The sequence below is a fragment of the Allobosea sp. LjRoot90 genome (assembly GCF_964254315.1).
Lineage (GTDB): Bacteria > Pseudomonadota > Alphaproteobacteria > Rhizobiales > Beijerinckiaceae > Allobosea.
The window spans coordinates 1-25503 of sequence record NZ_CAXUTF020000009.1 but is presented as its reverse complement, the minus strand read 5'-3'; the positions used below and the strand labels follow the sequence as shown (position 1 = coordinate 25503).

The 25503-nt window shown below is 65.9% G+C and carries 27 protein-coding genes; 14 read left to right on the top strand and 13 right to left on the bottom strand.

All coding sequences use genetic code 11. The features are described from left to right. Positions 1-10 precede the first annotated feature (10 nt). Positions 11-985 (bottom strand): threonine dehydratase, encoded by a 975-nt coding sequence (locus ACSQ3M_RS24900; RefSeq protein ID WP_436152762.1) that lies wholly within the window; start codon positions 983-985, stop codon positions 11-13. A 131-nt stretch (positions 986-1116) separates the two neighbouring features. Here ACSQ3M_RS24900 and ACSQ3M_RS24895 point away from each other — a divergent pair, with 131 nt between their 5' ends. Then, on the top strand, positions 1117-1947 hold the full coding sequence (locus ACSQ3M_RS24895) for a helix-turn-helix transcriptional regulator (RefSeq protein WP_436152761.1): 831 nt from the start codon (positions 1117-1119) through the stop codon (positions 1945-1947). Between the two features lie 134 nt (positions 1948-2081). On the opposite strand, the gene ldtR is transcribed toward ACSQ3M_RS24895, so the two are convergent. The 3 genes from ldtR to ACSQ3M_RS24880 form a co-directional block, all read right to left on the bottom strand. Continuing rightward, positions 2082-2594: a transcriptional regulator LdtR gene (gene ldtR, locus ACSQ3M_RS24890; protein WP_436152760.1), complete on the bottom strand. Its 513-nt coding sequence runs from the start codon at positions 2592-2594 to the stop codon at positions 2082-2084. Positions 2595-2800: 206 nt separating this feature from the next. Next, positions 2801-3238 (bottom strand): DUF6163 family protein, encoded by a 438-nt coding sequence (locus tag ACSQ3M_RS24885; protein ID WP_436152759.1) that lies wholly within the window; start codon positions 3236-3238, stop codon positions 2801-2803. Position 3239: 1 nt separating this feature from the next. After that, positions 3240-4295: an enoyl-CoA hydratase/isomerase family protein gene (locus ACSQ3M_RS24880; RefSeq protein ID WP_436152758.1), complete on the bottom strand. Its 1056-nt coding sequence runs from the start codon at positions 4293-4295 to the stop codon at positions 3240-3242. A 209-nt stretch (positions 4296-4504) separates the two neighbouring features. Between ACSQ3M_RS24880 and hemB the strand changes: the two genes are divergently transcribed. Beyond that, positions 4505-5569 (top strand): porphobilinogen synthase, encoded by a 1065-nt coding sequence (hemB, locus tag ACSQ3M_RS24875; RefSeq protein ID WP_436152757.1) that lies wholly within the window; start codon positions 4505-4507, stop codon positions 5567-5569. Between the two features lie 53 nt (positions 5570-5622). Here the strand turns inward: hemB and ACSQ3M_RS24870 are convergent, their stop codons facing one another. Further along, on the bottom strand, positions 5623-6666 hold the full coding sequence (locus tag ACSQ3M_RS24870) for an SDR family oxidoreductase (RefSeq protein WP_436152756.1): 1044 nt from the start codon (positions 6664-6666) through the stop codon (positions 5623-5625). A 56-nt stretch (positions 6667-6722) separates the two neighbouring features. Beyond that, the gene (locus ACSQ3M_RS24865) at positions 6723-7463 is read right to left on the bottom strand and encodes a class I SAM-dependent DNA methyltransferase (RefSeq protein ID WP_436152755.1); all 741 of its coding nucleotides are present in this window, start codon (positions 7461-7463) and stop codon (positions 6723-6725) included. 158 nt (positions 7464-7621) lie between these two features. Here ACSQ3M_RS24865 and ACSQ3M_RS24860 point away from each other — a divergent pair, with 158 nt between their 5' ends. After that, complete coding sequence (locus ACSQ3M_RS24860) at positions 7622-8953, top strand: branched-chain amino acid ABC transporter permease (protein ID WP_436152754.1); 1332 nt, start codon at positions 7622-7624, stop codon at positions 8951-8953. A 117-nt stretch (positions 8954-9070) separates the two neighbouring features. Then, on the top strand, positions 9071-10315 hold the full coding sequence (locus ACSQ3M_RS24855) for a threonine ammonia-lyase (protein ID WP_436152753.1): 1245 nt from the start codon (positions 9071-9073) through the stop codon (positions 10313-10315). 10 nt (positions 10316-10325) lie between these two features. On the opposite strand, the gene ACSQ3M_RS24850 is transcribed toward ACSQ3M_RS24855, so the two are convergent. Both ACSQ3M_RS24850 and ACSQ3M_RS24845 read right to left on the bottom strand, forming a co-directional pair. Then, positions 10326-10625: a type II toxin-antitoxin system RelE/ParE family toxin gene (locus tag ACSQ3M_RS24850; RefSeq protein WP_436152752.1), complete on the bottom strand. Its 300-nt coding sequence runs from the start codon at positions 10623-10625 to the stop codon at positions 10326-10328. A gap of 6 nt (positions 10626-10631) precedes the next feature. After that, on the bottom strand, positions 10632-10889 hold the full coding sequence (locus ACSQ3M_RS24845; protein ID WP_436152751.1) for a type II toxin-antitoxin system ParD family antitoxin: 258 nt from the start codon (positions 10887-10889) through the stop codon (positions 10632-10634). A gap of 190 nt (positions 10890-11079) precedes the next feature. Here ACSQ3M_RS24845 and ACSQ3M_RS24840 point away from each other — a divergent pair, with 190 nt between their 5' ends. Next, positions 11080-11553: an RDD family protein gene (locus ACSQ3M_RS24840; RefSeq protein WP_129155885.1), complete on the top strand. Its 474-nt coding sequence runs from the start codon at positions 11080-11082 to the stop codon at positions 11551-11553. Positions 11554-11668: 115 nt separating this feature from the next. Here the strand turns inward: ACSQ3M_RS24840 and ACSQ3M_RS24835 are convergent, their stop codons facing one another. Beyond that, positions 11669-12499 carry a class I SAM-dependent methyltransferase gene (locus ACSQ3M_RS24835; RefSeq protein WP_436152750.1) on the bottom strand — a complete coding sequence of 277 codons (831 nt, stop codon included), beginning with the start codon at positions 12497-12499 and terminating at the stop codon, positions 11669-11671. 155 nt (positions 12500-12654) lie between these two features. On the opposite strand from ACSQ3M_RS24835, the gene ACSQ3M_RS24830 reads away from it, so the two are divergent. The 6 genes from ACSQ3M_RS24830 to ACSQ3M_RS24805 all read left to right on the top strand — a co-directional run bounded on the left by ACSQ3M_RS24830 (position 12655) and on the right by ACSQ3M_RS24805 (position 17251). Next, a complete protein-coding gene (locus tag ACSQ3M_RS24830) occupies positions 12655-13401 on the top strand; it encodes an arginyltransferase (RefSeq protein WP_129155887.1) in 747 nt (248 codons plus the stop codon). Positions 13402-13651: 250 nt separating this feature from the next. Beyond that, on the top strand, positions 13652-14299 hold the full coding sequence (locus ACSQ3M_RS24825; protein ID WP_129155888.1) for an RraA family protein: 648 nt from the start codon (positions 13652-13654) through the stop codon (positions 14297-14299). Continuing rightward, entirely contained in the window at positions 14299-14616 is a 318-nt protein-coding gene (locus tag ACSQ3M_RS24820; protein ID WP_436152749.1) for a UxaA family hydrolase, read from the top strand. The genes ACSQ3M_RS24825 and ACSQ3M_RS24820 overlap by 1 nt, the downstream gene beginning before the upstream one ends. Then, positions 14613-15812: a UxaA family hydrolase gene (locus ACSQ3M_RS24815; protein ID WP_436152748.1), complete on the top strand. Its 1200-nt coding sequence runs from the start codon at positions 14613-14615 to the stop codon at positions 15810-15812. Before ACSQ3M_RS24820 ends, ACSQ3M_RS24815 begins: the two co-directional genes overlap by 4 nt. An 85-nt stretch (positions 15813-15897) precedes the next feature. Beyond that, positions 15898-16260: a peptidoglycan-binding domain-containing protein gene (locus ACSQ3M_RS24810; RefSeq protein ID WP_436152747.1), complete on the top strand. Its 363-nt coding sequence runs from the start codon at positions 15898-15900 to the stop codon at positions 16258-16260. Positions 16261-16324: 64 nt separating this feature from the next. Further along, on the top strand, positions 16325-17251 hold the full coding sequence (locus ACSQ3M_RS24805; protein ID WP_436152746.1) for a hypothetical protein: 927 nt from the start codon (positions 16325-16327) through the stop codon (positions 17249-17251). 158 nt (positions 17252-17409) lie between these two features. Here ACSQ3M_RS24805 and ACSQ3M_RS24800 read toward each other — a convergent pair whose 3' ends face one another. Beyond that, entirely contained in the window at positions 17410-19044 is a 1635-nt protein-coding gene (locus ACSQ3M_RS24800) for a glucan biosynthesis protein (RefSeq protein WP_436152745.1), read from the bottom strand. A gap of 249 nt (positions 19045-19293) precedes the next feature. On the opposite strand from ACSQ3M_RS24800, the gene ACSQ3M_RS24795 reads away from it, so the two are divergent. Continuing rightward, positions 19294-20313: a DUF2336 domain-containing protein gene (locus tag ACSQ3M_RS24795; protein ID WP_436152744.1), complete on the top strand. Its 1020-nt coding sequence runs from the start codon at positions 19294-19296 to the stop codon at positions 20311-20313. A gap of 91 nt (positions 20314-20404) precedes the next feature. Beyond that, positions 20405-21010, top strand: coding sequence for an outer membrane protein (locus tag ACSQ3M_RS24790; RefSeq protein WP_436152743.1), 606 nt, complete (start codon positions 20405-20407; stop codon positions 21008-21010). 110 nt (positions 21011-21120) lie between these two features. Here the strand turns inward: ACSQ3M_RS24790 and ACSQ3M_RS24785 are convergent, their stop codons facing one another. After that, positions 21121-21411, bottom strand: a complete 291-nt coding sequence (locus tag ACSQ3M_RS24785) for a winged helix-turn-helix transcriptional regulator (protein ID WP_436152915.1) — start codon at positions 21409-21411, stop codon at positions 21121-21123. Positions 21412-21633: 222 nt separating this feature from the next. Here ACSQ3M_RS24785 and ACSQ3M_RS24780 point away from each other — a divergent pair, with 222 nt between their 5' ends. Continuing rightward, positions 21634-22041 carry a DoxX family protein gene (locus ACSQ3M_RS24780; protein ID WP_436152742.1) on the top strand — a complete coding sequence of 136 codons (408 nt, stop codon included), beginning with the start codon at positions 21634-21636 and terminating at the stop codon, positions 22039-22041. A gap of 191 nt (positions 22042-22232) precedes the next feature. On the opposite strand, the gene parC is transcribed toward ACSQ3M_RS24780, so the two are convergent. Continuing rightward, positions 22233-24479 carry a DNA topoisomerase IV subunit A gene (parC, locus tag ACSQ3M_RS24775; RefSeq protein ID WP_436152741.1) on the bottom strand — a complete coding sequence of 749 codons (2247 nt, stop codon included), beginning with the start codon at positions 24477-24479 and terminating at the stop codon, positions 22233-22235. A gap of 156 nt (positions 24480-24635) precedes the next feature. Then, positions 24636-25364: a DNA repair protein RecO gene (gene recO, locus ACSQ3M_RS24770; RefSeq protein ID WP_436152740.1), complete on the bottom strand. Its 729-nt coding sequence runs from the start codon at positions 25362-25364 to the stop codon at positions 24636-24638. Positions 25365-25503: the final 139 nt, after the last annotated feature.

Genomic DNA, 25503 nt, shown 5'->3' with positions numbered 1-25503 from the left:
CGCCGCCTCATCATGCGTCTGGTGTGCGGCCACTGATGATCTGCCGGAAGACCGGCATGTCGATGTTGCCGCCGCACAAGATCACCCCAGCGCGCTTTCCGGCGAGCTTCGCTTTCTCCTTGATGAGGCCTGCGAGCGATGCGGCACCAGCGCCTTCGGCGAGATTATGGCTGTCGGTGTAGGTGATCCGAATGGCTTCGGCGATCTCGTCGTCACTCACGCGGACAATGCGCGCCGCGCCCGCCCTGATGATCTCCAACGGCTCCGCTTGAGGATCACGGCACGCCATGCCGTCGGCAAAGGTTCTTGCCGCAGCCGTTGGGACAGGCCGTCCGGCTTCGAACGAAAGAGCGAAGGCTGGAGCGCCTTCAGCGACGACACCCACGATCTCCGTCTTGAGCTGGAGCAGGTCTCGAACGGTGATGAGACCGCAAATGCCGGAGCCCATGCCGACCGGGACATAGACAATATCGAGATCGGACCAGGCGGTAAGGAGCTCGTGCGCATAGGTCGCCACGCCCTTCACGAGTTCCCGATGGAATGAGGGGATGAGATGATAGCCGCGTTCCCGCTCGATCTTCGCGGCAATGGCGCGGCTTTCGTCAAAGTCGGCGCCCGCGATCATCAGCTTGGCGCCGAAGGCCTCCATGGCCGCGTTCTTCTCGGCGGAGTTGCCTTCGGGGACGACGACGATGCAGGGCAGACCATTGCGCGCCGCGGCCAGGGCGACCGACTGCCCGTGATTGCCGCGCGTTGCCGTGACCAGGCCGTCCGGCAGACGTGCCGTACGGCAGAGGGCATCGACATAGACGAGCCCGCCGCGGGCCTTGAACGACCCCGTCGGAGTATGATTTTCGTGTTTGACGACAATCTGGACGCCGAGCCTCTTGTGGAGCAGAGGCCAAGCATAGGCAGGAGTCTGCGGCACAAAACCGCGCACGATCGCGGTTGCGGCTTCGAGTTCGTCGAGGGTGAAGAGGGGCATGGCGGCACGGTTTCCTTGGGTCGCCGAGCTGTATCAAGGGCGAGCAGGCGCCGCTTTCAGGATTCTGACCCGAAATCCGCCTTGTACCGTTCGCGCCGTGCCAGCTCTCATTTCGGCTGGTATGATGCGGGATGCGCCCCGATCAGCACCTTCAGGCGAATCAAATCGGCGCGCAGAGCGCCCGGCGCGCCGTTATTGGCCGATGGCGCATCGAACTGCTGCCCCGAAGCCCTTATGACGCGGCCTATACGCCCGACATGGCGATCATTGGCTTTGCGTTCGAGAGTCAGGTCGGCGTCCATGCGTTCGGCAGCGACCGCAGAACCGGCTTTCGGGCGAAACCCAATGGCCTAGCCTATGTACCGGCGGGCTGCGACGTCTATTCGCAGTCGGAGCATGGCGGCGAGTATCTGAAGATCGCCTTCAGGCCGGAAGAAGGCGACCTGCCTGCTTGCGGGCGTCGCTTCAGCAACGTCATCGACCGAACGACTATCGGGGCCGCGCAAAGGCTGCGCAGCATCCTGTTGAGCCCGGACCTTGTTGATTCACTCCGATACGAGGGTCTGGTCAGCTCTCTTGATGACTGCGTGGTCCGCATCTTGAGGGGCGGCGATGCGGAACCTCGATCAGGCGCGTGGATGACGCCACGTCGCCTCAGGCATGTCGATGAACTGATAGAGGCCGGATTGGACAAGAAGCTGACCGTGCAGGAGCTGGCGGCGGCATTGGGGCTCTCCGCAGGCTTCTTCAGCCGCGCCTTCAAGGCCGCTGTCGGCAAAGCACCGCACGACTACATCATAGACCGTCGGATCTCACGGGCGCGGGCGTTGATGCGGGCTGGGGCGCTTGGCCTGGACATGGTAGCCCTCTCCTCGGGCTTCACCTCGCATGCGCATATGACCGCCACGTTCCGAAGCCGCCTCGGCGTAACGCCAAGCCAGCTTCGCGACATATTTGCGTGACCGGGCAACTTTCGCTCTCGGTCTGGACCCGAAATTCAAGTTGAAACCTAGGCCGTCAACGCAAATAAGCGCCCCGGCGACACAAGGCCGAGGCGCGTAGCGGGAGAACCACCCAGGCGGGCCGCCGGCCCGGCTCAGAGCTTGTAGCGGATCTGGTCGGTCCAGAAGCGCTCGAGGCGCAGCAGGGCGTTGTTCATGCGCTCGAAGTCGTCGGCCGCGATGCCACCGATCTGCTCGACCGTGCGGACATGCTTGTCGTAGACGCCCTTGACGATGTTGTGCACCTCGCCGCCCTTTTCGGTCAGGCTGATGCGCACAGAGCGACGGTCGATCCGCGACCGGGCATGGTGCAGGAAGCCGAGCTCGACCAGCTTCTTGACGTTGTAGGAAACGTTCGAGCCGAGATAGTAGCCGCGGGTGCGCAGCTCGCTGGCGGAGAGCTCGGCGTCGCCGATATTGTAGAGGAGCAGCGCCTGCACGCTGTTGACGTCGTCGCGGTTGCGGCGCTCGAACTCGTCCTTGATGACGTCCAGCAGCCGGCGATGCAGCCGCTCGACCAAGGTGAGGGACTCAAGGTAAAGCGGCTTCACCTTGAGCTGAACCTCGTCAGTGGCAGCTGGCTCCACAGTCTTTACATTGCTCTTCATGGTATATCCCGCCTGTTGCATGTCGGCCAGGATTGTCTCCCGGTCCGCTTCTGAGAGACACCATAGGCAGTGCGGATGAAAACGAGTTTAAATATCAGGATGAATCAGGGATTTACCCATTTGGGTGAATCCAAAATGAACCGCAAGTCTCTTAAGCTAAAGCGTTTCTTACCGCGACCTGCCGCATTCGACGCGCGCGGACGGGCTCAGGTTTCCTGGTTCTCCGCCGCCCAGGTCGCCAGGAAATAGGCCAGCATCAGCGCGACATAGGTGCCGATCAAAGCGGGCGAGAGCGTCAGCCAGCGCGGGAAGAAGAAGGCGAGCAGGAGCTGGCTGACGGCCGCGAGCAGCCAGAGCACGCCGCCCCAGGTCGCGGTCAGCCAGAGGCCGACGCCGGCGACGAGATCGAAGACCGCGAAATAGACGGTGATCGCCTGGAAGGTCAGCGGGCGCGTCTCGAAGGCCGGGCCGGTGTCCAGTCCGAGGCCGAGGATCATCGCCCAGTGGTAGAGGCCCTTGCCGATCCACACCAGCGAGAGCAGGCGCAGCAGCCAGACCAGGAGCAGCCGCCAGCGTATGCCGCGCCTGGCCTCACCGGCCGGGCGCGGGCCACGCAGAACCTCGCCGTCACGCAGGACCGCCATCTCAGCCGCCTAAAACCAGCTCGGTCGCTCCGAGTGGGGCGAAATAGGCCGCCACCGCCGCCGGATCGAGCTCTTCCAATGTCTGCGGCCGCCAGGATGGCGCCTGGTCCTTGTCGATCACCACGGCGCGGACACCCTCATAGAAATCATGGCCGCGAGGAATGCGCGAGACGATGCGGAATTCGAGCTGCATCGCCTCGGCGAAACCGAGCGAGGCGCCGCGGCGCATCTGCTCGAAGGCGATGGCGACGCTGGTCGGCGACTTCGCCCGGATCGTGGCGAGCGCCTTGGCCGCGAAGGCATCGCCAGCGGCGGCCTTGGCATCGAGCCGATCGAGCAAATCGGGCAACGTCGCCGCGCCGAAGCAATGCGCGATCGTCGCGCGCTCCTGTGCGAGCTTGCCGGGCCCGGGCTCCCCGGCGAACCGGGCGATCGTGGCGTCGATTGACTCGGTTCCGGTCAGCGCCTCGGCGATCTCGGCCATGCGCACTGAGGGCACCGCATGCGTCGCGAGCCCGAGCGCCAGCGCATCGGCCTGGCCGACACGGTCGCCGGTCAAAGCGAGATAAGTACCGCTGTGATCCGGCAGGCGCGGCAGGGCATAGGTCGCGCCGACATCGGGGAAGAAGCCGATGCCGACCTCCGGCATGGCGAAGAGCCAGCGCTCGCCGGCGACGCGGTAGCTGCCGTGCAGGGAGAGGCCGACCCCGCCGCCCATGACGATGCCGTCGACCAGCGCGACATAGGGCTTGGGATAGCTCTGGATGCGGGCGTTGAGGATGTACTCCTCGCGCCAGAAGGCGAGCATCTCGTCATATTGGCCCGCCTTGCCGAGATCGTGCAGGCTGCGGATGTCGCCGCCGGCGCAGAAGGCCTTCTCGCCAGCGCCGGTCACGACGATGCGCGTGACGGCGGGATCGCGCTCCCAGGCGTCGAGCGCCTTGGCCAGCTCGCGCACCATGACGAGATTGAGCGCGTTCAGCGCCTTCGGTCGGTTGAGCACGACGAAGCCGGCGCTGCCGCGGGTTTCGCAGATGATATCCGGCTCGTCCGACATAGTGCTCTTTCGTCTGATCTGGCCCCGTGTTTGGGCGTTGGCCGGAGGCCTGTCAACGCGGCGGCCGGCGCGCAGCCGCACGGCGCGCTTTGGCGAAGTGCCCGCGCGATGCGCGTGGCCGCATGCGACCATCGCGACTGTTTTGGAATGGTTCCGATGTGCTAAAGCATCGCCAGCAAGCAAGTATCGCGTTCGAAGCGGAGGCGTTGATGGCATCTCGGGTTGTGCGGCCCTTCCCCGCGCCGCAGGCGCGGCAGGCCGAGGCTGCGGCCGCCATGACGGACGCGCTCGGGCTCACCCGCCGCATGCGCCGCAACCGCAAGGCGGACTGGTCGCGCCGACTGGTGCGCGAGAATCGCCTGACCACCGACGATTTGATCTGGCCGATCTTCCTGATCGATTCGGCCGAGCCGATCTCGCCGGTCGCCTGGATGCCAGGCGTCGACCGGCTCAACATCGACGAGGCCGTCCGCCAGGCAGAAGCCGCGGCCAGGCTCGGCATCCCCGCGATCGCGCCCTTCCCTTATGTCGACCAGGCGCTACGCGACGAGACCGGCTCCGAGGCGCTCAACGGCCGCAACCTGATGTGCCGCGCGGTCAGGGCGATCAAGGCGGCGGTGCCGGAGATCGGCATCATCTGCGACGCGGCGCTCGACCCCTATACCTCGCACGGCCATGACGGCGTGATGGATGGCGAGAGGATCCTGAACGATGCCAGCGTCGGCATTCTCGTGCGGCAGGCGCTGGCGCTGGCGGAAGCCGGCGCCGATGTGATCGCGCCCTCCGACATGATGGATGGGCGCGTCGGCGCGATCCGCGCCGCGCTCGACGCCGACGGCCATGAGGACGTGCAGATCATGGCCTATTCGGCCAAGTACGCCTCGGCCTATTACGGCCCGTTCCGCGACGCGATCGGCACCAACGCCACGCTCATCGGCGACAAGCGCACCTACCAGATGGACCCGGCCAACACCGACGAGGCGATCGCCGAGGTCGCGCTCGACCTCGAAGAGGGCGCCGACATGGTGATGATCAAGCCCGGTCTGCCTTACCTCGACGTGATCGCGCGAGTGAAGGACACCTTCGCGGTGCCGACTTTCGCCTACCAGGTCTCCGGCGAGTACGCGATGATCATGGCGGCGGCCAACAACGGCTGGCTCGACGGCGACAAGGCGATGCTGGAGAGCCTGCTCGCCTTCAAGCGCGCCGGCGCCGACGGCGTGCTGACCTATTTTGCCCCGCGTGTCGCGAAGATGCTGAAGGCGGGAGCGTAGGCATTTTGGCGCGAGCGAGCCGGGCTCGTCCTGGCGCCCGCTTCCCTAACCCGTCACCGTGTACGTCCGGCCTCCCGCCCGACCAACCCCAGCCTGATCAAGCTTTCGCCCGTCGCGACAAGCGCCTCCTCGTTCGAGCGCGGGCGCCAGCCAAGCAGCCGGCGCGCCTTGTCGCCATTGGCACCTCGAATGATACCGAGCTGCGGCAGGGCTGCCCGCGCCGCCGGATTCCCTAGCGCCACCAGCCGCACCACCCAATCGGGAAGCTGGTAGCGCGGCACACGGCTGGCGGCGGTGCCGAGATTGCGGCGCAGGATGCGGGCGACCTCGTGCAGTGGCAGACAATCCCCGGCGACCGCCAGGAAACGCTCGCCGGCCGCAGCCGGGTCGACCATCGCTCGCAGATGCAGCTCTGCGACGTCGCGAGCATCGACCAGGTTGAAATAGATGCGCGGAACCGCGGGCAATGCGCCGTCGAGCAGGTGCTTGATCAGCATCGTCGAGGTCGAAAGATCAGGGCCGAGCACCGGACCGAACACACCGACCGGATTGATGACGGCGAGCTCGATGCCGCCTTCGGCCGCGACGAAATCCCAGGCGGCGCGCTCGGCCAGCGTCTTCGACTTCATATAGGGCTGAACGTCGGCTTCGCCGAGGACCGTCCAGTCGTTCTCGTCGAATGGCCGCCCGAGCCGACCATGGCCATAGCCGATGGCACCGAAGGACGAGGTGACGACCACGCGCTTGACGCCGGCGGCGCGCGCCTGACGCAGCACGCGCAAGGTGCCTTCGCGTGCCGGGGCAATCAGCGCGTTCTCGTCCTGCGGGATACCGGCTGGAAAGGGCGAGGCGACGTGCAGGACATAGTCGCAGCCGGTGACGGCCTCGGCCCAGCCGGCGTCGTCCAGTAGGTCGGCGACGTGACAGGAGAAGCGCTCCGGCGCTTTGGCGCCGGCGGCGACGAGCATCGCCCGCACTTCGCCTTCGCGCCCGATATCGCGCAGGGTTGCGCGAACCTCATGGCCGGCTTCGAGCAATGCCAGAATGATATGGCCGCCGATAAAGCCCGACCCGCCCGTAACCAGAACAGCGCTCATCTCGCCTTTCCTGCGGCAGCGCCGCGCGCTCGCCCCGCTATCATCGCCCGCGAGGCCTAACCGCCTACAAGGCGATAGACGGAGACGTGCGAGCCCGACTCCGCCGTGAACGGTGCCCCGGCCCAATCGGCATAGCGGCTTTCGAGTTCGAAGCCGGCCAGCTGGGCCATCAGATCGAGCTCGGCCGGCCAGATATAGCGATGCGGTGAGCGGAAGACTTCGGCCTGCCCGCCCTCGCCGAACCTGACATGATGAGACACTAACTGCTGGTTCAGCGTGTCGTAGGTGTCGAGGCCGATATAGCCCGCCTCCGACTGCCAAACGACCGCCTGCTGCCCAGGCGGTAGCTTGCGCAGTTCCGGCACCCCGAGCTCGACCACGAAACACCCCCCGGGCGAGAGGTGGCGCGCCGCATTGCGGAAGCACGCCACCTGCGCTTCCTGCGTGAGCAGGTTCGAGATCGTGTTGTAGACGAGATAGACGAGCGAATAGCTGCCGGGAGCGGTGGCTGTCGCCATATCGCCGAGCACGACGGGGATCGTCGCCTCATCGGCCTTGGTCCGCAGTTCGGCGATCATAGCCGGCGAGAACTCGATGCCCGCCACGGGAACCTTCCGCTCGCTGAGTGGCACGGCGACGCGGCCGGTTCCGATCGCAAATTCGAGCGCTGCGCCGCTGTCTGCGAGTTGCACTAGCCTTTCGACCGCCGGCTCCAGGACCTCCGGCGAGAACATTCCGGTGCCGGGCGTATCATAGGATTTTGCCGCCTCGTTGTCCCAGATCTCATCCTGCTGCATGTCAGATATCCCGCCGCGCGACCGGGCCGGCCAGCATCCGCCCGGGCCCGGACCGGATGTGCGCCGCCCTGTCGATTTATCAAGGCCACGACGAGCATATGACGAGCGCCAATGCTGCGAGTTCCAACGCCTCGGTTCTCGCGCTAGCGTCACCATCGATGCGCGCCCTGCTCACGTCGATTCTGCTCTGCCTTGCGCTCGCAGCCTGCGGGCGCTTCGACACCGATCAGATCCGCGCCTGTCGGCTGGCGATCCCGGCGCTGAATCCGTCCGGCGCCGTCATCACCCTCGAAGGCACCGGCGCCGGTCCGCGTGCCGACATACTGCGCATCGCCTACCGGGCACAGGCGCCGGACGAGCGGCCACGCCGGCGCACCATCGACTGCATCTTTGCCGGCGAAGGCACCACGCTGCAGCGCGGCGCGCTGGCGGGTCTTGCTTCCGATGGCGTGCCGATGACCGATGCGAGCTTCCTGCTGCTGCGGCGCTTCTATCTTGAAAACAAGGTCGAGCCGCCGGTCGATCCGGGCGCCTCGCCGGGCGCTGACCTGGTCGTTTTGTCGCCCGGCCTCGCCTATGGCCTGCAGCAGGGGCTCGCCGCCCTACCCTCGGCCGCGATCTATGCACTGCTCGCCAGCGCCTATGCGCTGATCTACGGGCTCAACGGCCGCATCCTGTTGACCTTCGGCGAGTTCTCGGCGCTGGGCGCGCTCGCCGCCGTTGTCGGCGTGGCGCTGACCTTGTCGCTCGCCGTCTCGACGCCGGTCTCGGGCCTGTTCATCGCCTTCGCCGTCGCGATCGCCGTCAGCGCGCTGCACGGCTTCGCCATGGGTCGCTTCGTGCTGCGCCATCTCGACAAGAGCAATGGCCAGCAGGTGCTGATCGCAACGATCGGGCTCGCCATCGCGCTCTCGGAGTATCTGCGCCTCGCCCAGGGTCCCGAACTGCGCTGGCTGCCGCCGGTCTTCAACGAGCCGCTGCCGCTGGCGCGGGCCGAGCAATTCATCGTCACGGCAACGCCGGTCTCGCTCGCCATGGCGGGGCTCGGCTTCTCGGCTGCGACCTGCCTCATCCTCTATCTCGCCCGCTCGTCTTACGGCCGAGCCTGGCGCGCGGTCTCCGACGATGCCCGCACGGCTTCCCTCTTCGGGATCGATCCTCGCGCGGTGCATGACCGGGCGCTGATCATCGCCTGCGCGATCTGCGGCGCGGCCGGCGTCATCGTCACGGTGATCTATGGCGGCATGGGCTTTTCAGGCGGCTTCACGCTCGGCCTCAAGGCGCTGGTCGCAGCCGTACTCGGCGGCATCGGCTCGGTGCCGGGCGCCTGCCTGGGCGGCCTCGTCATCGCCGCCTTCGAAGTGCTGTGGTCGGCGACGATGCCGCTCGAACAGCGCGACATCGCAGTCTATAGCTTGCTCGCCGTGACGCTGATCCTGCGCCCCGGCGGCTTCTTCGGCGACGGCGCGCTGACGCCGCGCCAAGTCTAGAGATTTTCCGCGTTTCTACGAATCGCGGAAGATCTCTAAGTTTTTGTTTTGACGCATTTTCTTCACGCGAACCGGTATCCACTTCGCTCGAAAATGCTTTGGAAAACGGGGGAATGGATGGGCAGCGGCTTCGCGATCAGCTTCGCCGATATCGAGGCGGCTGCGCAGACCATCGAAGGTCACGTGCTGAAGACGCCGCTGATGCAGGCGCCGCGCCTCTCGGCGCTGACCGGCGCCGAGATCTTCGTCAAGCACGAGAACATGCAGGCGACCGCCTCCTTCAAGGAGCGCGGCGCAGTCAACAAGCTGCGCAGCCTGAACAACGACGAGAAGCGCCGCGGCGTCATTGCCATGTCGGCCGGCAACCATGCCCAGGCGGTCGCCTACCACGCCAAGCGCTTCGGCATCCCGGCGACGATCGTGATGCCGGACACGACGCCGCTGGTGAAGATCGAGAACACCCGCGCCTATGGTGCCGAGATCGTGCTGTTCGGCGAGACACTCTACGAGTCGGCGCAGAAGGCGCGGGAGATCGCGGCCGAGAAGAGCCTGGTCTTCGTCCATCCTTACGACGATGCGGCGGTGATGGCCGGCCAGGGCACGGTCGCGCTGGAGATGCTGCGCGAGGCGCCTGATCTCGACATGCTGCTGATCCCGCTCGGCGGCGGCGGACTGATGGCCGGCAACGCCATTGCCGCCAAGGCGCTGAAGCCGTCGATCGAGCTGATCGGCATCGAGGCGGCGCTCTTCCCATCCTTCCACAACGCCGTGCATGGCACCGAGATGCCGATTGGCGGGGCGACGCTGGCGGAAGGCATCGCAGTCAAGACCGTCGGCACGCAGACCCTGCCGGTGATCAAGGAGCTGGTCTCCGACATCGTGCTCGTCGGCGAGGATCTGATCGAGCGCGCCGTCAACGCCTACGCGACCTTGCAGCACACATTGGCGGAGGGCGCCGGCGCCGCCGGCCTCGCCGCGATGCTGAAGGAACCGGAGCGTTATCGCGGACGCAAGGTCGGCCTCGTGCTCTGTGGCGGCAACATCGATCCGCGCCTGCTCGCCGCGATCATGGTGCGCGAGCTCGAGCGCGAGCAGCGCATCGCCGCCTTCCGCCTCACCGCCAGCGACCGGCCCGGCCTGCTCGGCAAGGTCGCCAGCCTGTTCGGCACGCTCGGCGCCAACATCCTCGAGGTCAGCCATGGCCGGCTCTTCCTCGACGTGCCGGCCAAGGGCGTGACGCTCGACGTCACCGTCGAGACCCGCGACGAGGCGCACACCGCCGCGATCGAAGAGGCGCTGCGCAAAGAAGGTTTTGCCCCGCGCCGAATCTATCCCCGTGGTCTTGCGGAACCGGGGGCCTGATCCGGCTGACTTAGTCGGCCGGCCAACCGAGGCGCCCGAGATCGCGTGCGCCGTCGACGATGCGGACGATTCGGACGCCGCCATCGACCAGACGATAGAGCACGAGCCAACGCTCGATGACGAGACCGCGCGCGCCCTCGCCGATCTCGGGGCGGGCCATGCCGATCTCGCGATGCTGCGACAATTTATTTGCGCGCTGCTCTAAGCGATCGAGAACCGCATCGGCCAGCAGCACACTGTCACGCGCGATCCAAAGCCAGATGTCGAGGAGGTCTTGCTTCGCTTGATTGGTGTAGTGGACGAAGCCCATGCCGCTTCAGGCTTTCCCAGCAAGGCGCCGGCGACCTTCGGTCTTGATGGCAGCCAGATCGACCTCGCCGCCATCACCACTGGCGACGCCATCCTGCCAGGCTTGCCGGAGCCAGCGCAGCTTCTCGGCTTCCTGCTCATCCTGCTTCTCGAGCAGGCGCAACGCCTCCCGCACGACCTCGCTGGAGGAGGTGTAACGGCCGGTCTCCACCTTAGCCCTGATGAAGCGGAGCAGCTCTTCGGGCAGCGATACATTCAGGTTCACGGTCGATCTCCCATTGTCCGAGTGTGGGATCGAGCACAAACTTTAGCAAGGTTTGCTATCGACCCAACTCAGTGCTCTCGTGCCAGAACAACGCAACGCTGTACCCGTGGTCTTGCGGAACCGGGCAGCTGATCAAACATTACTCCTCGACAGGCCAAAACCGGCCGGCCTCATAGGGGATTTTTTGTCGATGTCGAACCCGTCCTATCGCCAGCCGCCGATCGTCGCGCTGGAGGACCGGCCGCTGCAGAATACGCGCGGCGTGCTCGGTTCGCGCCTGTTCGCCTGGATCGGCGACGTCGTCGTCCTGTTCATTCTGGGTAGCATCGTCTGGTTCCTGCTCGCGATCCTGGGCATCGTCACCTTTGGCCTGACTTGGCTCCTGATGGGCGGGGCGACGATCGCAGTCGCGCTCGGCTACGCCGCCATCACGATCGGCGGGCGCAAGCAGGCGACGCTCGGCATGCGCATGGCGGGGCTTCGGGTCGAGACCGCCTCCGGCGGCCGGCCGGATGCGCTGGCAGCTGCAGTCCACGCGCTGTTCTTTTATGTCGCGGCCGGCACGGTCGCCCTCTGGTTCCTCGACATCGCCTGCGGGCTGGTGCGCGGGGACCGCCGGCTCGGCCACGACATCCTGACCGGGCTTGTGGTGGTGCGCGCCTGAGCCCTCCCCGTCATGCTCGCCCTTGTGGCGAGCATCCACGTCTTGACCACCGCACTGCAGGAAGGAAGACGTGGATGGTCGGGACAAGCCCGACCATGACGGCAACGGCTCTGCGCTAAAAGCGATAGCGCAGCAGCAGGCCGATCCGCGCCAGTGGCGGGATCAGCGAGAAGAACTGGATCGCCAGCCGCGCCGGCCAGGACATCCGGGCGATCTGCTCGGGATCGTAGCCATCCGGATCATAGGCCGTCAGCTCGGTCATCAGGGTCAGGCCCGGCACCTGCCGCTCCAGTTCGGCGGGATCGTCGAGCGCCCAGTGCAATGTCGCGCCGGTCGCCTTGATCGCGGGCTGCAATGCGATCATGCGCAGGCCGAAAGCGCTATAGGCATCGAAGGTGATCTCGCCACTGCGGCAATGCCGCACCAGCCGCTCCAGCAGTCGTGGCACCTCGTCCTGCGGCAGATACGGCAGAAGCCCCTCGGCCACGATCATCGCCGGGCGATCTTGAGGCAGGTCGGCGAGCCAGCCCGGCTCCGTCACAGACGAGCCGATCAGATGGTAGTTCTCGCGCGCCGGGTAGAGCTTGCGCCTGAGCGCGACGACGTCGGGATAGTCGATATCGTACCAGTCGACGCCCGCAGGCGGATCGATGCGGGAGACGCGGCTGTCGAGCCCGCAGCCGAGATGCAGGACGATCGCATCCTCGTGCCTTCCGAGAAAATCGCGCGTCCAGCCGTCGAGGGTATGGGCGCGCATGGCGAGGCCGACCATCAGGTCGCGGTCGACCTTCAGCCTGGCGAAATCGTAATCGATGCGGGCGGCGGCCTCCGCAGCGAAGCGGTCCTTGAGCAGCGAATCCGGCAGGCGGCTCTCGCCGGCCTTGGCCCAGAGCGTGATCAGCAGGGTTTCCTTCTCGCGGGTCAACGCGACCGTTTCGGTCTGCATCGCATCCCCCTTATCCCGAGGCCTCCGCTCGCATGAAGACTAGCACCGGCTGGAGGGTTATCCCATGTGTGCGGGCGCCGCAGGGATGGTGCTTGTTGCCGCCGCGCCGGCTGCTAAACTCGCTCCGATTTCGGCCGTTTCGGAGTCACCCCGACGTGACGCGCCCCTTGCGGGATGCCCCGCAATTCTACCTGACCTCGCCGACGCCCTGCCCCTATCTGCCGGGCCGAGAGGAACGCAAGGTGTTCACCCATCTCGTCGGGGCGCGGGCGCGCGACCTCAACGACGTGCTCTCGCATGGCGGCTTCAGGCGCTCGCAGAGCATCGCCTATCGCCCGGCCTGCGAGACCTGCCGGGCCTGCGTCTCGGTGAGGATCGTCGTGGCCGATTTCCGGCCCTCGCGCAGCTTCCGCAAGATCCTGTCGCATAACAGCGACCTGATCGGCGAGGCGCTGCCGCCGCAGCCGCGCTCGGAACACTACTCGCTGTTCCGCGGCTATCTCGACGATCGCCATCCCGAAGGCGGCATGGCGACGATGTCGGCACTCGACTTCGCCATGATGGTCGAGGATACCCATGTCGAGACCAGCCTAATCGAATACCGCCGGCGCGGGCCCGACAGCGGCTTCACCGGCCGCGGTCAGGGCGACCTCTACGCCTTCGCCCTGACCGACCGGCTGAGTGACGGTCTCTCCATGGTCTATTCGGTCTACGATCCCGCTCTCGAGGCCCGCTCGCTCGGCACCTTCATGGTGCTCGAGCATGTCGAGCGCGCCCGCAAGCTCGGCCTGCCTTACGTCTATCTCGGCTATTGGGTCGAGGGCTCGCCGAAGATGGCCTACAAGGCCCGCTTTCTGCCGCAGGAGCGCCTGATGCCGCAGGGCTGGGAGCGCTTCGGCTGAGCGGGTCGGCTCCAGTCGCGGGTCATTCTCGGGCGGAGCGAAGCGCAGACCCGAGAATCTCAGGACGATAAAGCGCCGACCGGAGCCTCATCCGGCCGGAGATGCTCGGGTCAGGCCCGAGCATGACGAAAATCGTAGTTTAAATCGTTTAATACGCACGCCAGCGCTGCAAAAACCGCACTTGCCCGCTGCGCCGCCCTCTGTGCAAGGTGCCGGTAAGGCCGCCGGAGCGGTCACCCTCGGAGGAAACATGACCGATACGCTGACCGAGCGCCTCGAACGCTGCTACACCGGCATCATCCACGACACGATGCGGGCCATGGGCCTGAAGGACTTCACCCTACCGCCGGCGCTTCGCCCGCTGCTGCCTGGCGTGAAGCTCGCGGGCCCCGCCTTCACCGTCGAGGGCAAGACCGGCGAGTTCGATGCGCACGAGACCCTGCTCGGCTGGACCGGCCTGCTCTCCGCCGCCAAGCCCGGCCATGTCTGGGTCTGCCAGCCCAACACGGAGGAGGTCGCGCTGATGGGCGAGCTCTCGGCCGAAACCCTCAAGAACAAGGGCGTGCGCGGCTGCGTCATCGATGGCCTGTCGCGAGACACCGAATTCATGGTCGAGATGGGTTTCCAGGCCTATTTCAAGGCCTATACGCCGCGCGACATCGTCGGCTTCTGGCTGCCCAAGGCCGTCGACGAGCCGATCAAGATCGGCGACGTCTGGATCCGGCCGGGCGACTACATTCTCGCCGATCGCGACGGTGTCGTCCGCATTCCGGTCGAGATCATCGAGGAAGTTCTAGAGAAATCCGAGACGGCGATCTCGGCGGAGAACAAGGTGCGCACGGCGATCCTCGCCGGCACCGACCCGCAGCAGGCCTATCTGCAGTTCGGCAAGTTCTGATGTCCGAACACGATCCCCGCCTGATCCTGCTCGATCCGCGCGACAACGTTTTCGTCGCACGGACCCGCCTGCCGGCCGGCGAGCGTATCGAGACCGGAACCGGTCCGGCGGTGATCGACCGCGACATCGCCCTCGCCCACAAGATCGCCCGGCGCGCCATCGCGCCCGGCGAGAAGATCCTGAAATACGGCGCGCCGATCGGCGTGGCGACAATCGCCATCGCCGCCGGCCATCACGTCCATGTCCAGAACATGAAGAGCGACTACACGCCGACCTATCACCTCGAAGACGAGCGCAAGGCGGGAGCGGCGCAATGAGCGGACTCCAAGGTTACCTCCGCAGCGACGGCCGCAAGGGCATCCGCAACGTCGTCGCCGTCGCCTATCTGGTCGAATGCGCCCATCATGTCGCGCGCGAGATCGCCCTGCCCTGGCGCGAGCACGAGGTCCACGCCATCGGCTTCCCGGGCTGCTATCCCAACCCTTACGCCGAGCGGATGATGGAGCAGCTCTGCACCCATCCCAATGTCGGGGCGGTGCTGCTGGTCTCGCTCGGCTGCGAGAGCTTCAACAAATACGCGCTGGAGCGGGTGGTGCATGCCAGCGGCCGGCCGGTGAAGACGATCGTGATCCAGGGCACGGGCGGCACCCGCGCCTCGATCAAGGAAGGCCGCGCCTGGGTCGAAGAGCAGCGCATCGCGCTCGATACTACCGAGACCGTACCGATGGCGGTGAGCGAACTGGTGATCGGCACCGTCTGCGGCGGCTCCGACGGCACCTCCGGCATTACCGGCAACCCGGCGGCGGGCCGCGCCTTCGACCAGCTCATCGCCGAAGGCGCATCCTGCATCTTCGAGGAGACCGGCGAGCTGATCGGCTGCGAGCACATCATGGCGGCGCGCGCGATCACACCCGAGCTCGGCGTCGAGCTAGAGAAATCGGTCGCCAAGGCGGCGCGCTATTACGCGACGCTCGGCTACGGCTCCTTCGCCGCCGGCAATGCCGCGGGCGGGCTCTCGACCATCGAGGAGAAGTCGATGGGCGCCTACGCCAAGTCGGGCGCATCGCCGATCTCCGGACTGCTGAAGCCCGGCGACGTGCCGCCACGCGGCGGGCTTTATCTGCTCGACGTGGTGCCGGATGGCGAGGTTCGTTTCGGCTTTCCCAACATCAACGACAATGCCGAGATCGCCGAATTGATCGCCTGCGGCGCGCATTGTGTGCTGTTCGTCACCGGACGCGGCTCGGTCGTCGGCTCGGCGATCTCGCCGGTGGTCAAGATCTGCGCCAATCCGGAGACCTATCGCCGGATGAGCGACGACATGGACGTCGATGCCGGCCGCATCCTCGAAGGCAAGGCCGGTCTCGACGAAGTCGGAACCGAGATCCGCGATCTTGTCGTCTCGCTGGCACAGGGTGGGCGGACGAAGTCGGAAGAGCTCGGCCATCAGGAGTTCATCCTGACCTATAAGAGCTTCGAGCCACTCGGCCCGGCCTGCTTGCCGGCGGCATAAGGGCCGAGCGCTGCGCAACCGTCCTTGACCCCTCCCCTGACCCGGCACTAACCTTGGGTCATCGGGGACGGGCAGGACCAAGACCATGGCGCTCACCTCGCCTCGCTTTTCCGCCAATGACCGCCTGAGGAAGGCCTCGGAGAATGCGCCGCCGCTGAAACAGGGCGAGCGCGGCCAGGCCGTCGCCATCATCCAGCTGGCGCTGATCGATCTCGGCCTGGCGATGCCGAACTCGAGCAATCAGGGCCGCACTCTGCCCGACGGGATATTTGGCCCGGAAACCGCGAGCCGCGTGCGCAGCTTCCAGACGGCCAACGGGCTCGTCGCCGACGCCATCGTCGGCCCGCTGACCATGGCCGCTCTGGAGCGCGCCATCATCGCGCAGAGCGCCATCAATCGCCGCGCCGACGCCGCCAAGGCACGCACGCACAGCGCCGCCGTTCGCTAGATCGACGCTCCCCGCCTCGAAGACCTGGGTGAAACCGGGCCATCCGCTATCAGCAGGAGTAGCCATGGTTATCGCGATCGCTCCCGGCAGCGCCACGATCACCGCCAACAAGGGCGGCTCGCGCACCGACATCCATGTCGGCACCGAACACGCCCTGCTCCATTGCACGACCAAGGTGCGCCGCGCCGCGGCCGACGAGGCGGCAGGCCACCCCGGCCATACCGGGCCGATGATCACCTGCACCGGCACCGTGCTGATGTCGGGCGATCCGGCCAATAGGCAGGACAAGGTCGAGCTGATGACCAATTGGGAGTTCGGGATGATCCTGGTCGCCGACATCGTCGTCTACGAGGCGCATTATGCCGGGCGGATGGCCAATGAGGGCAGCATCGTCGTCAACCTCAAATCCGCCTTCGGCACCAACCCCTCGCTGGACGGCGACGGCGACCTGCCGACTGTCGACGAAATGATCTTCGACCCGAGCAATCAGGTCATCACCGACCAGACCACCGGCACCAAGGGCTTCCTGGTGACCTACAAATTCGGCGACCACCCCAACAATCCATTTCCCCTGCGTCAGACCAATGCAGTGGCGCATTCACCGAACTTCCTGCACACAGCGCGACGGGACGAGGGCTTCATCGCCTATTTCGTCGCCAGGGAACGCGGCACGACGGTCCACCACCTGGCGCGGATCGGCTGGCACGTGATCTGGCACGGCACACTCGGCTGGACCGCGCCGACCACCAAGCCGACAGCCAGCATGGTGACCTCGCGTATCGATATCGGCCAGCCGACCACCGACGCAGTCGACAACACCGCCTTTCCGCGTTCGGCCGCCATCGCCAAGAATCCGCAGCGCCCGACCTGCAACGAGCAGGACGGCACCGCCTTCGACAGGGGGTACGGCCCGACGGCGAGCGCGTCGGTACGGGCGGAGTCGACCACGCGGCCCGGCAATCTGCCGAGCAATTTCTTCCCGACGCCGTGAGTCAGTTCTCACCCCGAAGCTGCCCCGTCGGTTCGGCGGGCGGTTGACACGGCCGTCCAGAGCATTCCCGCGCTTCTCCGACGCGCAGGAATGCTCTGGATTCCTATTTTATCGCATTTTCTTCACGCGAGCCGGTATCCACTTCGCTCGAAAATGCTCTAGGTGGCCGGCGCAGTCCAGGACGTGGTCCAGGTCTCGCTGAGCGTGTGCCTGGCCGTGCGCAGGAAGACACGCAGGTCGGTGCGTTCGCCCGGGCGCACGCTGACATTGACGATCGCCCGGAAGCCCTTCGCCGCGAAGTTCGGGTCAAGTGTCGCGCTGGCAACGGTGCCGGCCGAGACCGTCGCGACCACCGAGACGCGCTTGGGATCGGAGAGGTAATATTCGAGATCGCCGGCGTTGAAGTCGACGATGAAGCGGCGCTTCGCCAGCCCCGCCGCCGCGTCGACCTCTTCGCGGGCGGCAATGCTGCTCTGGACCTGCGCCATCGCATGCAGCGTCTCGGTGGTCGACACGGAGGTGATGCGGTAGCTCAGCTCGGTTGGCTGGCCACTGGGCAAGGGCGTCTTCGGTGTCCAGCAGCAGACGATGTTGTCGAATTCCTCGCCCTGGGTCGGGATCTCGATCAGGTCGACGCGGCCCTCGCCCCAGTCGCCTGATGGTTCGACCCAGTAGCCGGGACGCGCGTGATAATGCGCCTCCAGGTCCTGATAGTGGCCGAATTCGCGGTCGCGCTGGATCAGCCCGAAACCGCGTGGGTTGCGGTCATGGAAGGACGAGATCGTCAGCGCCTGCGGATTCCGGATCGGCCGCCAGATCCATTCGCCCGCACCGGTCTTCAGCATCAGCCCGTCGGAATCGTGGACTTCGGGCCGAAAATCGGTGCGCTGCTCGCGGTCGCCTTCGCCGGCGAGGAACATCGAGGTCAGCGGCGCGATACCGATGCGCTCGATCGTCCGGCGCGGCACGATCGTCGCCGTGACGGCGACGCTGGTCTGCTGGCCCGGCGTCACGACATAGCGGAAGGCGCCGCTGACCGAGGGCGAATCGAGCAGCCCGTAGATGACGAGGTCGACGCTGTCGGGCTTCGGCTTCTCCAGCCAGAGCGCGCGGAAGAACGGGAACTCCTCGGCCTGCTCGCCGCCGACATCGAGCGCCAGCGAACGCGCCGAAAGGCCGTAACGGTGGCCGCGGCCGAGGAAACGGAAATAACTCGCGCCCAGGAAGGAAATCACCTCGTCCTGAACCCTCAGGTCGTTGAGCGTCGTCGTAACGGAGAAGCCGGCGAAACCGAGCGAGATCGGCAGCTTCTGCGGGACCTGCGCCTTGCCGTATTCGAACAGCGCCATGTTGAACGGCAGCGGGATCGCGGTTCCGTCGCTGATCACATGAACCGGCACCGGCTTGTCGTGCAGGAAGCCGAGATGGAACAGATGCAGGCGGTAGTCCGAGCCGCTGTCCTGCCAGAGCGCCTTGTCCCGGCGGAACCTGATCTCGCGATAGCTGTCATAGGTCAGCGATTTCAGCGCCTCCGGAATGGCGGGCGCACTTGTGTCGAAGGGCCGGGCTGCGAGCTCGCGGGCCTGGCGGACAACATCCTCATAGCCGAAATTGCCGCGTCTGGGCTCGGCAGGTGCAGTGTTCGGCGTGACCGGCGGCGGACGGGTGTCCTGCGCGCCAGCAGACGAGGCAACCGCAGCCGTCGAGGCGAGAGCCGCGATGACCGCGCGGCGAGACGGCCGTGCCCAATCACAGGAAAACATGTCGCTCTGGTCGAGCGGGGGCGTGCTCACATCGGGCTCCGCAGGGACTGCGACACACTCGTCGCGATCTGCCAACGTCGCGACGATGACGAAGTTCCGTCAGATGCGACGGAAAACTCGGACCATAGATTGCTTCTATGGAAAAACACAACCTATAAGGGTAATACACAATACTGAAAATACTGAAGAATCTTCGATCGGCTTAAGACTAAATCAAATGCAGAGCCCTTACGCTCCGACATTGCTCCAAACGCGATACTCCCTGCGGAACCCGCGCCGATGCTCCAGTCCTTGTCCCGCATGCCGGCGGAGATGTCCTCCGAATCCCGGCGCAAGCTCCTGAACGCCGTCACCGACCTGTTCCTGCTCGACGCCGATCCGAGCGAGGAATCGCAGGAGCACTATGGCGACATCGCGCTGCGCTCGCTGCCGCATCTCGACGCCGAAGGTCGCCGCGAATACGCCGACTCGGTTGCCGAGACGGCGACGCTGCCGCGCCCGGTCGCAGTGTCCCTGGCGAACGATAGCGACAGCGAAGTCGCGCGGCTCGTCCTCAAACTCTCGCCGGTCCTGACCGACACCGATCTTGCCGCCATCGCCATCAGCCAGACGCAGGAGCATCTTGCGGCCATCGCCGAGCGCGCCCGCCTGTCCGAGGGCGTCACCGACATCCTGGTCGAGCGCGGCGATTCGACGGTGCTTCGCAGCGTCTCCGGCAATGAGGGCGCCCAGTTCTCCGATCACGGCTTCGACAGGCTGCTGCAGCGCGGCGGCGACGATGCCGCGGTGGGCGAGGCGCTGGCGCGCCGCTCCGACCTGTCGCCGCAGCGCGCCGAGCGCGTGCTGCGTATCGTCGAGCAGATGTCGGATCCTGCCGCCGAAGCGAGCTCGCATCAGGCTACGATGATGGCGCGTCAGGCGCGGCAGCAACGCCGCGAGGTCCGGCTGCTGATCGCCGACCTGCAGGCGGGCGCACGCAGCCTTGACGAGGTCGTCACGATGCTGGCGGAGGAGGATCGCGCCTTCCATCTCGCGCAGGTGATCGCGACCCGCGCCGAGGTCAGCACCGAGCAGGCCCTGCGTGTGCTGCTGCAGCGCGACGTCAGCGGCATCGCCGTGCTCGCGCGCACGCTGGAACTCGGCAAGGACACGTTCCACGCCGTGCTGCAGTTGCGTGGACGCCGCCTCTACTTCAAGGTCAAGGACATCGAGGACGACCTCAAAGCCTATGAGCAGCTCGACATGGCCACCGCCGAGCGGACGATGCGCTTCCTACGCCTCAAGACCAAGCTGAGCTGAGCCAGCGGCGTACCTGCCGCCACAAAAGCGCGACAATCGCGCCCTCACCTGCTATGCCATGAGCATGATCCTGGCTGCGGGCAGCGCACGCATGAAGCTTTTCTGGGCCGGCGCCGCCGTGGCGGCATTGATGGCGACCAGCGCTCCGGCGCAAGCACAGGCCTTCCTGCCGCTCTCGGGTTTCGGAATCCTGCCCTCCTTCGCTTGGTCGGAGCCGACCTTGTCGCCCGGCGGCGTCAAATGGGACGGCTCCTACGCCCGCATCTCAAGCGGCTTCCAGGTCAGCAGCTCGAAACGCTTCGGCACCTCGGCCGGGCCGGTGATAGGGCTCGAGGCCGGCAAGATGTGGCGCGACGGCGATTTCGTCTACGGCATCACCGGGGCGCTCGAATTCTCTCCGGCTTTCGGCGGCTACGCCAATCCGGGGTTCAACCAGGCGAGCTATACCCGCGACATCGCCGGCGCCTTCCAGCTCAAGGCCGGTGTCTTCGCGACGCCCGACGTGCTGCTCTATACGAGCGTCGGCCTGGCCGCGGCCAACGAGACCTTCCGCTACGGCGCGACGCCGTTCTCGATGCCCTTCTCGCGCTCCGACATCGCGCTCAGGCCGGAAGCGCGCGCCGGCATCTCATGGGCAGTGACCAATAATGTCACGCTCGGGCTGGAAGTCGGCGTGGTCGGATCGGCGATCCGCTGAGACAGCGATTCAAGACGCTTCGATCTTGATTCAGGCGGCTGGCGGGTTGATTCAGCGGATCGGCGCAAGTCTCTGATCAGGCAACAGGATTGGGCCGCAGCCGGCGCTTATCAGGCTGTCAGATTGAGCGAGACAGCGTGCTTGTCGGACCAGGCCCGGATTTCGCGAAAGACAGCGCGAAGATCGCGCGCTGACGGCGTCAGCTCATATTCCACCCGCGGCGGCACCTCCGGATAGATCGTGCGCTTGACGAGACCGTGCGCTTCCAGATCGCGCAGCTGGGTCGTCAGCATGTGCTGGGTGATGCCGGGGATCGAACGACGCAGCTCGCCGAAGCGCAGAGTGCCCTGCCCGAGCCGCCACAGGATTTCACCCTTCCACTTGCCGGTCAGCATGCGCATGGCGGCATGAAATTGCTCGACCGCAGCAGAACCTTCGCAAGCGTCTGATTCTGCAATAACTTTCGTGTCTGCATCCACGCGCTGAAGTTCAATAGTCTTGTTTTCCATACTACACCACAAATTTCAGCCTACTTGTGTTTTTCACCTTACTCTCGATTTTCTCACGACGAAAACGACGGGACCGGCCCGCCGCAGCCCTCGGGCTTTCCTCGGAGATATCTCATGTCAGTTGCTGAAGTTTCGGAAGCGCCGCGCTGGCGCCGGATTGGCCTTTGGACTGTCAAGGCACTGCTCGCCGCCATCTTCGCCGCTGCCGGCGGCGCCAAGCTCGCCGGCCTCCCGATGATGGTCGAGAACTTCGCCACGATCGGCCTCGGACAATGGTTCCGCTATCTGACGGGGGCACTCGAGCTCTCGGGCGCGATCGGGCTGCTTGTTCCCGCTCTCGCCGGCTTTGCCGCCTTGATGCTCACCACGGTGATGGTCGGAGCCATCCTGGCGCACCTCGTTATTCTGCCCGGCCCGTGGTTGCCTGCCGCGGTGCTGCTCGCACTCAGCCTTCTGGTCGCCTGGGCACATCGGGACCAGGTCGAGGCCGCAGCCAGAACCGTGCTGCTCGGCCGCGACTGAGGCTGGCGAGGTTCGACCACCACCCATCCCTCGCGCCCCTTCCGGAGCAATTCATGTCGCGCCTGATCACCGCCGCTTTGCTGGCGTTCGCCTTGTCGGCCTGCCACACCACCGATCTCGGCCGTTCGGTCGGTTGGCCGGCGCCGCAGCGAACCGTCAGATGACGATACGCCGGCCACCTCCTGCCCCGCTCAGCCCCCGAACTTGTTGTTCTTCGGGAAGCCCTTGGGCGGCAGGCGGCCGGCCTCGGCGCGGTGGCCGAGCCATTCGATCAGCTCGGCCTGCGCCACCGTCCAGGTCCGGTTCGAGCTGTCGAGCCAGGTCAGCCCGTCCTCGAGCTTGAAGACCTTGGCGTCCGACAGGCCGCCATCCTTGTAACGCTGCAGCCTGACGCCCTTGCCGCGGCCCATTTCGGCTACCTCGGACAACGGGAAGCAGAGCAGCTTGCGATTCTGGCCGATGATCGCGACATGGTCGCCCTCGGCCGGCACGACGAGCATCGCCTCAGCCGGCAGATCGACGTTGAGCACCTGCTTGCCCTTGCGGGTGTTGGCGACGACGTCGTCGGTCGGCACGACGAAGCCGCGCCCCTCCGTGCTGGCGACCAGAAGCTTCAAGCCCGCCCTGTAGGGGAAAGCGGCGACGATCTCGGCACTCTCCTCCAGCTCGATCATCAGCCGGATCGGATCGCCGAAGCCGCGCCCGCCCGGCAGCTTCGAAGCCTCCAGCGTGAAGACCTTGCCGTTGGTCGCCATCACCAGGATCTTGGACGTCGTCTCGCTGAAGAAGGCTGTGCGGAGCGTGTCGTCGCCCTTGAAGGTGAGGCTCGACAGGTCCTGGACATGGCCTTTCAGCGCCCGGATCCAGCCCTTCTTCGAGATCACCACCGTCACCGGCTCGCGCTCGACCATGGCCTGGGTCAGGTCGATATCGGTCGTATCGGGCATGTCGGCGAAGGTGGTGCGGCGCTTGCCGATCGCCGTTTCCGGGCCGAACAGCTTCTTCACCTCGCGGATGTCCCAGGAGATGGTCTTCCACTGCTGCGCATCGGAGGCGATCAGGCCCTCGATCTGGCCCTTCTCCTGGGTCAGCTCGTCGAACTCGGTCTTGAGCTGCATCTCCTCGAGCTTGCGCAAGGCGCGCAGGCGGGTGTCGAGAATGGCATTGGCCTGAACTTCGTTGAGCGCGAAGGCCTTCATCAGCTCGAGCTTCGGCTCGTCCTCCTCGCGGATGATTTTGATCACCCGGTCGAGATCGAGATAGACGATCAACAGGCCGGCAAGGATTTCGAGGCGCTTCTCGATCTGGCCGAGGCGGAAGCGTGAGCGCCGGATCAGCACGTCGCGGCGATGGTCGAGCCAGGCGCGCAGCGCTTCAGCGAGGCTGAGCACGCGCGGCACCAGCCCGCCGGTCAGCACGTTCATGTTCATCGGAATGCGCGATTCCAGCTCCGAGAGCCTGAACAGCGATTCCATCATCAGGTTGGCGTCGACATTGCGGGCACGCGGCTCGATGACAACGCGAATATCCTCGGCCGACTCGTCGCGCAGGTCGGCGACCAGCGGCAGCTTCCGGTCGTTCAGGAGTTCGGCGATCTTCTCGATCAGCCGGCCCTTCTGAACGCCGTAGGGGATCTCGGTGACGACGACGAACCATGTGCCGCGGCCCTGGTCCTCGACATGCCAACGCGCCCGCGTGCGGAAGCCACCACGGCCGGTCCGGTAGGTCTCGACCATCGACGAGCGGCTCTCGACGATGATGCCACCGGTCGGGAAGTCCGGGCCCGGCACGAAGGTCATCAGCTGCTCAGAGGTCGTCTCCGGGTGCTGGATCAGATAGAGCGCCGCGTCGCAGAGCTCGGCGGCATTGTGCGGCGGGATCGAGGTTGCCATGCCGACCGCGATGCCCTGCGAGCCATTGGCGAGCAGGTTCGGGAAAGCGGCCGGGAGCACCATCGGCTCCTCGTCCTCGGCATTGTAGGTCGGACGGAAATCGACCGCGTCCTCCTCGATCCCGTCGAGCAGGAGGCGCGCGACCTCGGTCATGCGCGCTTCGGTGTAACGGTAGGCGGCGGCGTTATCGCCGTCGATATTGCCGAAGTTGCCCTGCCCGTCGATGAGCGGATAGCGCTGGGCAAAGTCCTGGGCGAGACGCACCAGGGCGTCATAGACCGACTGGTCGCCATGCGGGTGAAAGCCGCCGATGACGTCGCCGACGATCTTCGCGCATTTCCGGTGAACCACATCCGGGTTCAATCGCAGCAGGCGCATCGCATAGAGAATGCGGCGATGGACGGGCTTCAAACCGTCACGCGCATCCGGCAAGGCACGGTGCATGATCGTTGAGAGCGCATAGGCGAGGTAGCGCTCCTCGAGCGCACTCTTCAGATCGACGCGTTCGGCTTCCTCCTCCGGAGGCGGCTCGACGGGTTTGCCCATGCTTCTACCAACCTAGTTCGACACGCAGCCCAGCTGAGGGGCCGACACCGGTCCATACCTCGCAGGACGAGGGAATAAGGGCCCGAATCACTTGATGCAACGATGCAGCCCGGATGCAAGCGACGCAAAGCGGGACTGGCGGAAAAACCGCAGAAATCAGGGGATTCTCGCCGCCAGTTCCAGCAGGCGCACCCGCTCTGGCGGCTCCAGCAGGCCGCGCGGTTCGTAGAGGTCGCGGCGCAGGAAAAAACCGGTCAGGGCAAAGCCGGCGGCGATCTCGGCCGGCGCCGGCCGGCGCGCGCCCTGCCCCTCACTCAGGAAGGCAGGCAAGGCGAGGAGTCTGTCTAGATAAGGCTCGGCTGCCTTGCGGCTGACCGCCTTGCCCGATTTCGGCGAGACGTGGCTCAGCTCCTCACGCAGGCCGGTGACGGCGCAGCGTTCGAGCGAGAGGCCGTAGCCGAGCTCGGACAGCATGGCGAGCTCGAAGCGCACCATTAGCGCCGGCGCGATCGCGATCTCGTCGAGATGCGCGACCAGCACCGCTAGGCCCTCATAGAGGCCGGGATGCGGATCGCGCTCCGGCAGCAGGCGCAGCAAGCCCGAGACATTGGCGAGTCCATAGAGTGCCACCGGCTGTGCCATCAGCCTTGCTGCATGCGAGGTCACGAGCTCGACCTTGTACTCGCCGAGATGCTCGTCGAGCCGCGCCCGCCAGGTCAGCGAGACGAGATTGCCGGGCTGCAGCACCGGTTGCTGTTTGCTCGAGCGGCCGCCGCGGACAAGGCCAAGATGACGGCCATGATCGCGCGTCATCGCCTCCAGGATCACGGCGCTCTCGCCATGACGCCTGACGCCGATGATGGTGCCCTCGTCGCTCCACTCCATGGCGGAGAGTTAGGGGCAATAAGGGGTGAGTTTCCAGTGCCTCCGCGCTGAAGGGTGTCAACAGAAGCGCGGGAACCCCTCTCCTGGAAGGAGAGGGGCAGGGGTGAGCGACTGTCTTGCTGGTCAAGCGGTTTGAGCG

Excerpts from the sequence above, each read along its gene's own strand:
- ACSQ3M_RS24785 (WP_436152915.1), bottom strand. The coding sequence starts at position 21,411 with ATGCGCATGCTGACCGGCAAGTGGAAGGGTGAAATCCTGTGGCGGCTC.
- ACSQ3M_RS24885 (WP_436152759.1), bottom strand. The coding sequence starts at position 3,238 with ATGGCGGTCCTGCGTGACGGCGAGGTTCTGCGTGGCCCGCGCCCGGCC.
- ACSQ3M_RS24860 (WP_436152754.1), top strand. The coding sequence starts at position 7,622 with ATGCGCGCCCTGCTCACGTCGATTCTGCTCTGCCTTGCGCTCGCAGCC.
- ACSQ3M_RS24815 (WP_436152748.1), top strand. The coding sequence starts at position 14,613 with ATGAGCGGACTCCAAGGTTACCTCCGCAGCGACGGCCGCAAGGGCATC.
- ldtR (WP_436152760.1), bottom strand. The coding sequence starts at position 2,594 with ATGAAGAGCAATGTAAAGACTGTGGAGCCAGCTGCCACTGACGAGGTT.
- ACSQ3M_RS24790 (WP_436152743.1), top strand. The coding sequence starts at position 20,405 with ATGAAGCTTTTCTGGGCCGGCGCCGCCGTGGCGGCATTGATGGCGACC.
- ACSQ3M_RS24820 (WP_436152749.1), top strand. The coding sequence starts at position 14,299 with ATGTCCGAACACGATCCCCGCCTGATCCTGCTCGATCCGCGCGACAAC.
- ACSQ3M_RS24900 (WP_436152762.1), bottom strand. The coding sequence starts at position 985 with ATGCCCCTCTTCACCCTCGACGAACTCGAAGCCGCAACCGCGATCGTG.
- parC (WP_436152741.1), bottom strand. The coding sequence starts at position 24,479 with ATGGGCAAACCCGTCGAGCCGCCTCCGGAGGAGGAAGCCGAACGCGTC.
- hemB (WP_436152757.1), top strand. The coding sequence starts at position 4,505 with ATGGCATCTCGGGTTGTGCGGCCCTTCCCCGCGCCGCAGGCGCGGCAG.
- ACSQ3M_RS24870 (WP_436152756.1), bottom strand. The coding sequence starts at position 6,666 with ATGAGCGCTGTTCTGGTTACGGGCGGGTCGGGCTTTATCGGCGGCCAT.
- ACSQ3M_RS24865 (WP_436152755.1), bottom strand. The coding sequence starts at position 7,463 with ATGCAGCAGGATGAGATCTGGGACAACGAGGCGGCAAAATCCTATGAT.
- ACSQ3M_RS24810 (WP_436152747.1), top strand. The coding sequence starts at position 15,898 with ATGGCGCTCACCTCGCCTCGCTTTTCCGCCAATGACCGCCTGAGGAAG.
- ACSQ3M_RS24780 (WP_436152742.1), top strand. The coding sequence starts at position 21,634 with ATGTCAGTTGCTGAAGTTTCGGAAGCGCCGCGCTGGCGCCGGATTGGC.
- ACSQ3M_RS24805 (WP_436152746.1), top strand. The coding sequence starts at position 16,325 with ATGGTTATCGCGATCGCTCCCGGCAGCGCCACGATCACCGCCAACAAG.
- ACSQ3M_RS24795 (WP_436152744.1), top strand. The coding sequence starts at position 19,294 with ATGCTCCAGTCCTTGTCCCGCATGCCGGCGGAGATGTCCTCCGAATCC.
- ACSQ3M_RS24850 (WP_436152752.1), bottom strand. The coding sequence starts at position 10,625 with ATGGGCTTCGTCCACTACACCAATCAAGCGAAGCAAGACCTCCTCGAC.
- ACSQ3M_RS24880 (WP_436152758.1), bottom strand. The coding sequence starts at position 4,295 with ATGTCGGACGAGCCGGATATCATCTGCGAAACCCGCGGCAGCGCCGGC.
- recO (WP_436152740.1), bottom strand. The coding sequence starts at position 25,364 with ATGGAGTGGAGCGACGAGGGCACCATCATCGGCGTCAGGCGTCATGGC.
- ACSQ3M_RS24825 (WP_129155888.1), top strand. The coding sequence starts at position 13,652 with ATGACCGATACGCTGACCGAGCGCCTCGAACGCTGCTACACCGGCATC.
- ACSQ3M_RS24895 (WP_436152761.1), top strand. The coding sequence starts at position 1,117 with ATGCGCCCCGATCAGCACCTTCAGGCGAATCAAATCGGCGCGCAGAGC.
- ACSQ3M_RS24855 (WP_436152753.1), top strand. The coding sequence starts at position 9,071 with ATGGGCAGCGGCTTCGCGATCAGCTTCGCCGATATCGAGGCGGCTGCG.
- ACSQ3M_RS24840 (WP_129155885.1), top strand. The coding sequence starts at position 11,080 with ATGTCGAACCCGTCCTATCGCCAGCCGCCGATCGTCGCGCTGGAGGAC.
- ACSQ3M_RS24835 (WP_436152750.1), bottom strand. The coding sequence starts at position 12,499 with ATGCAGACCGAAACGGTCGCGTTGACCCGCGAGAAGGAAACCCTGCTG.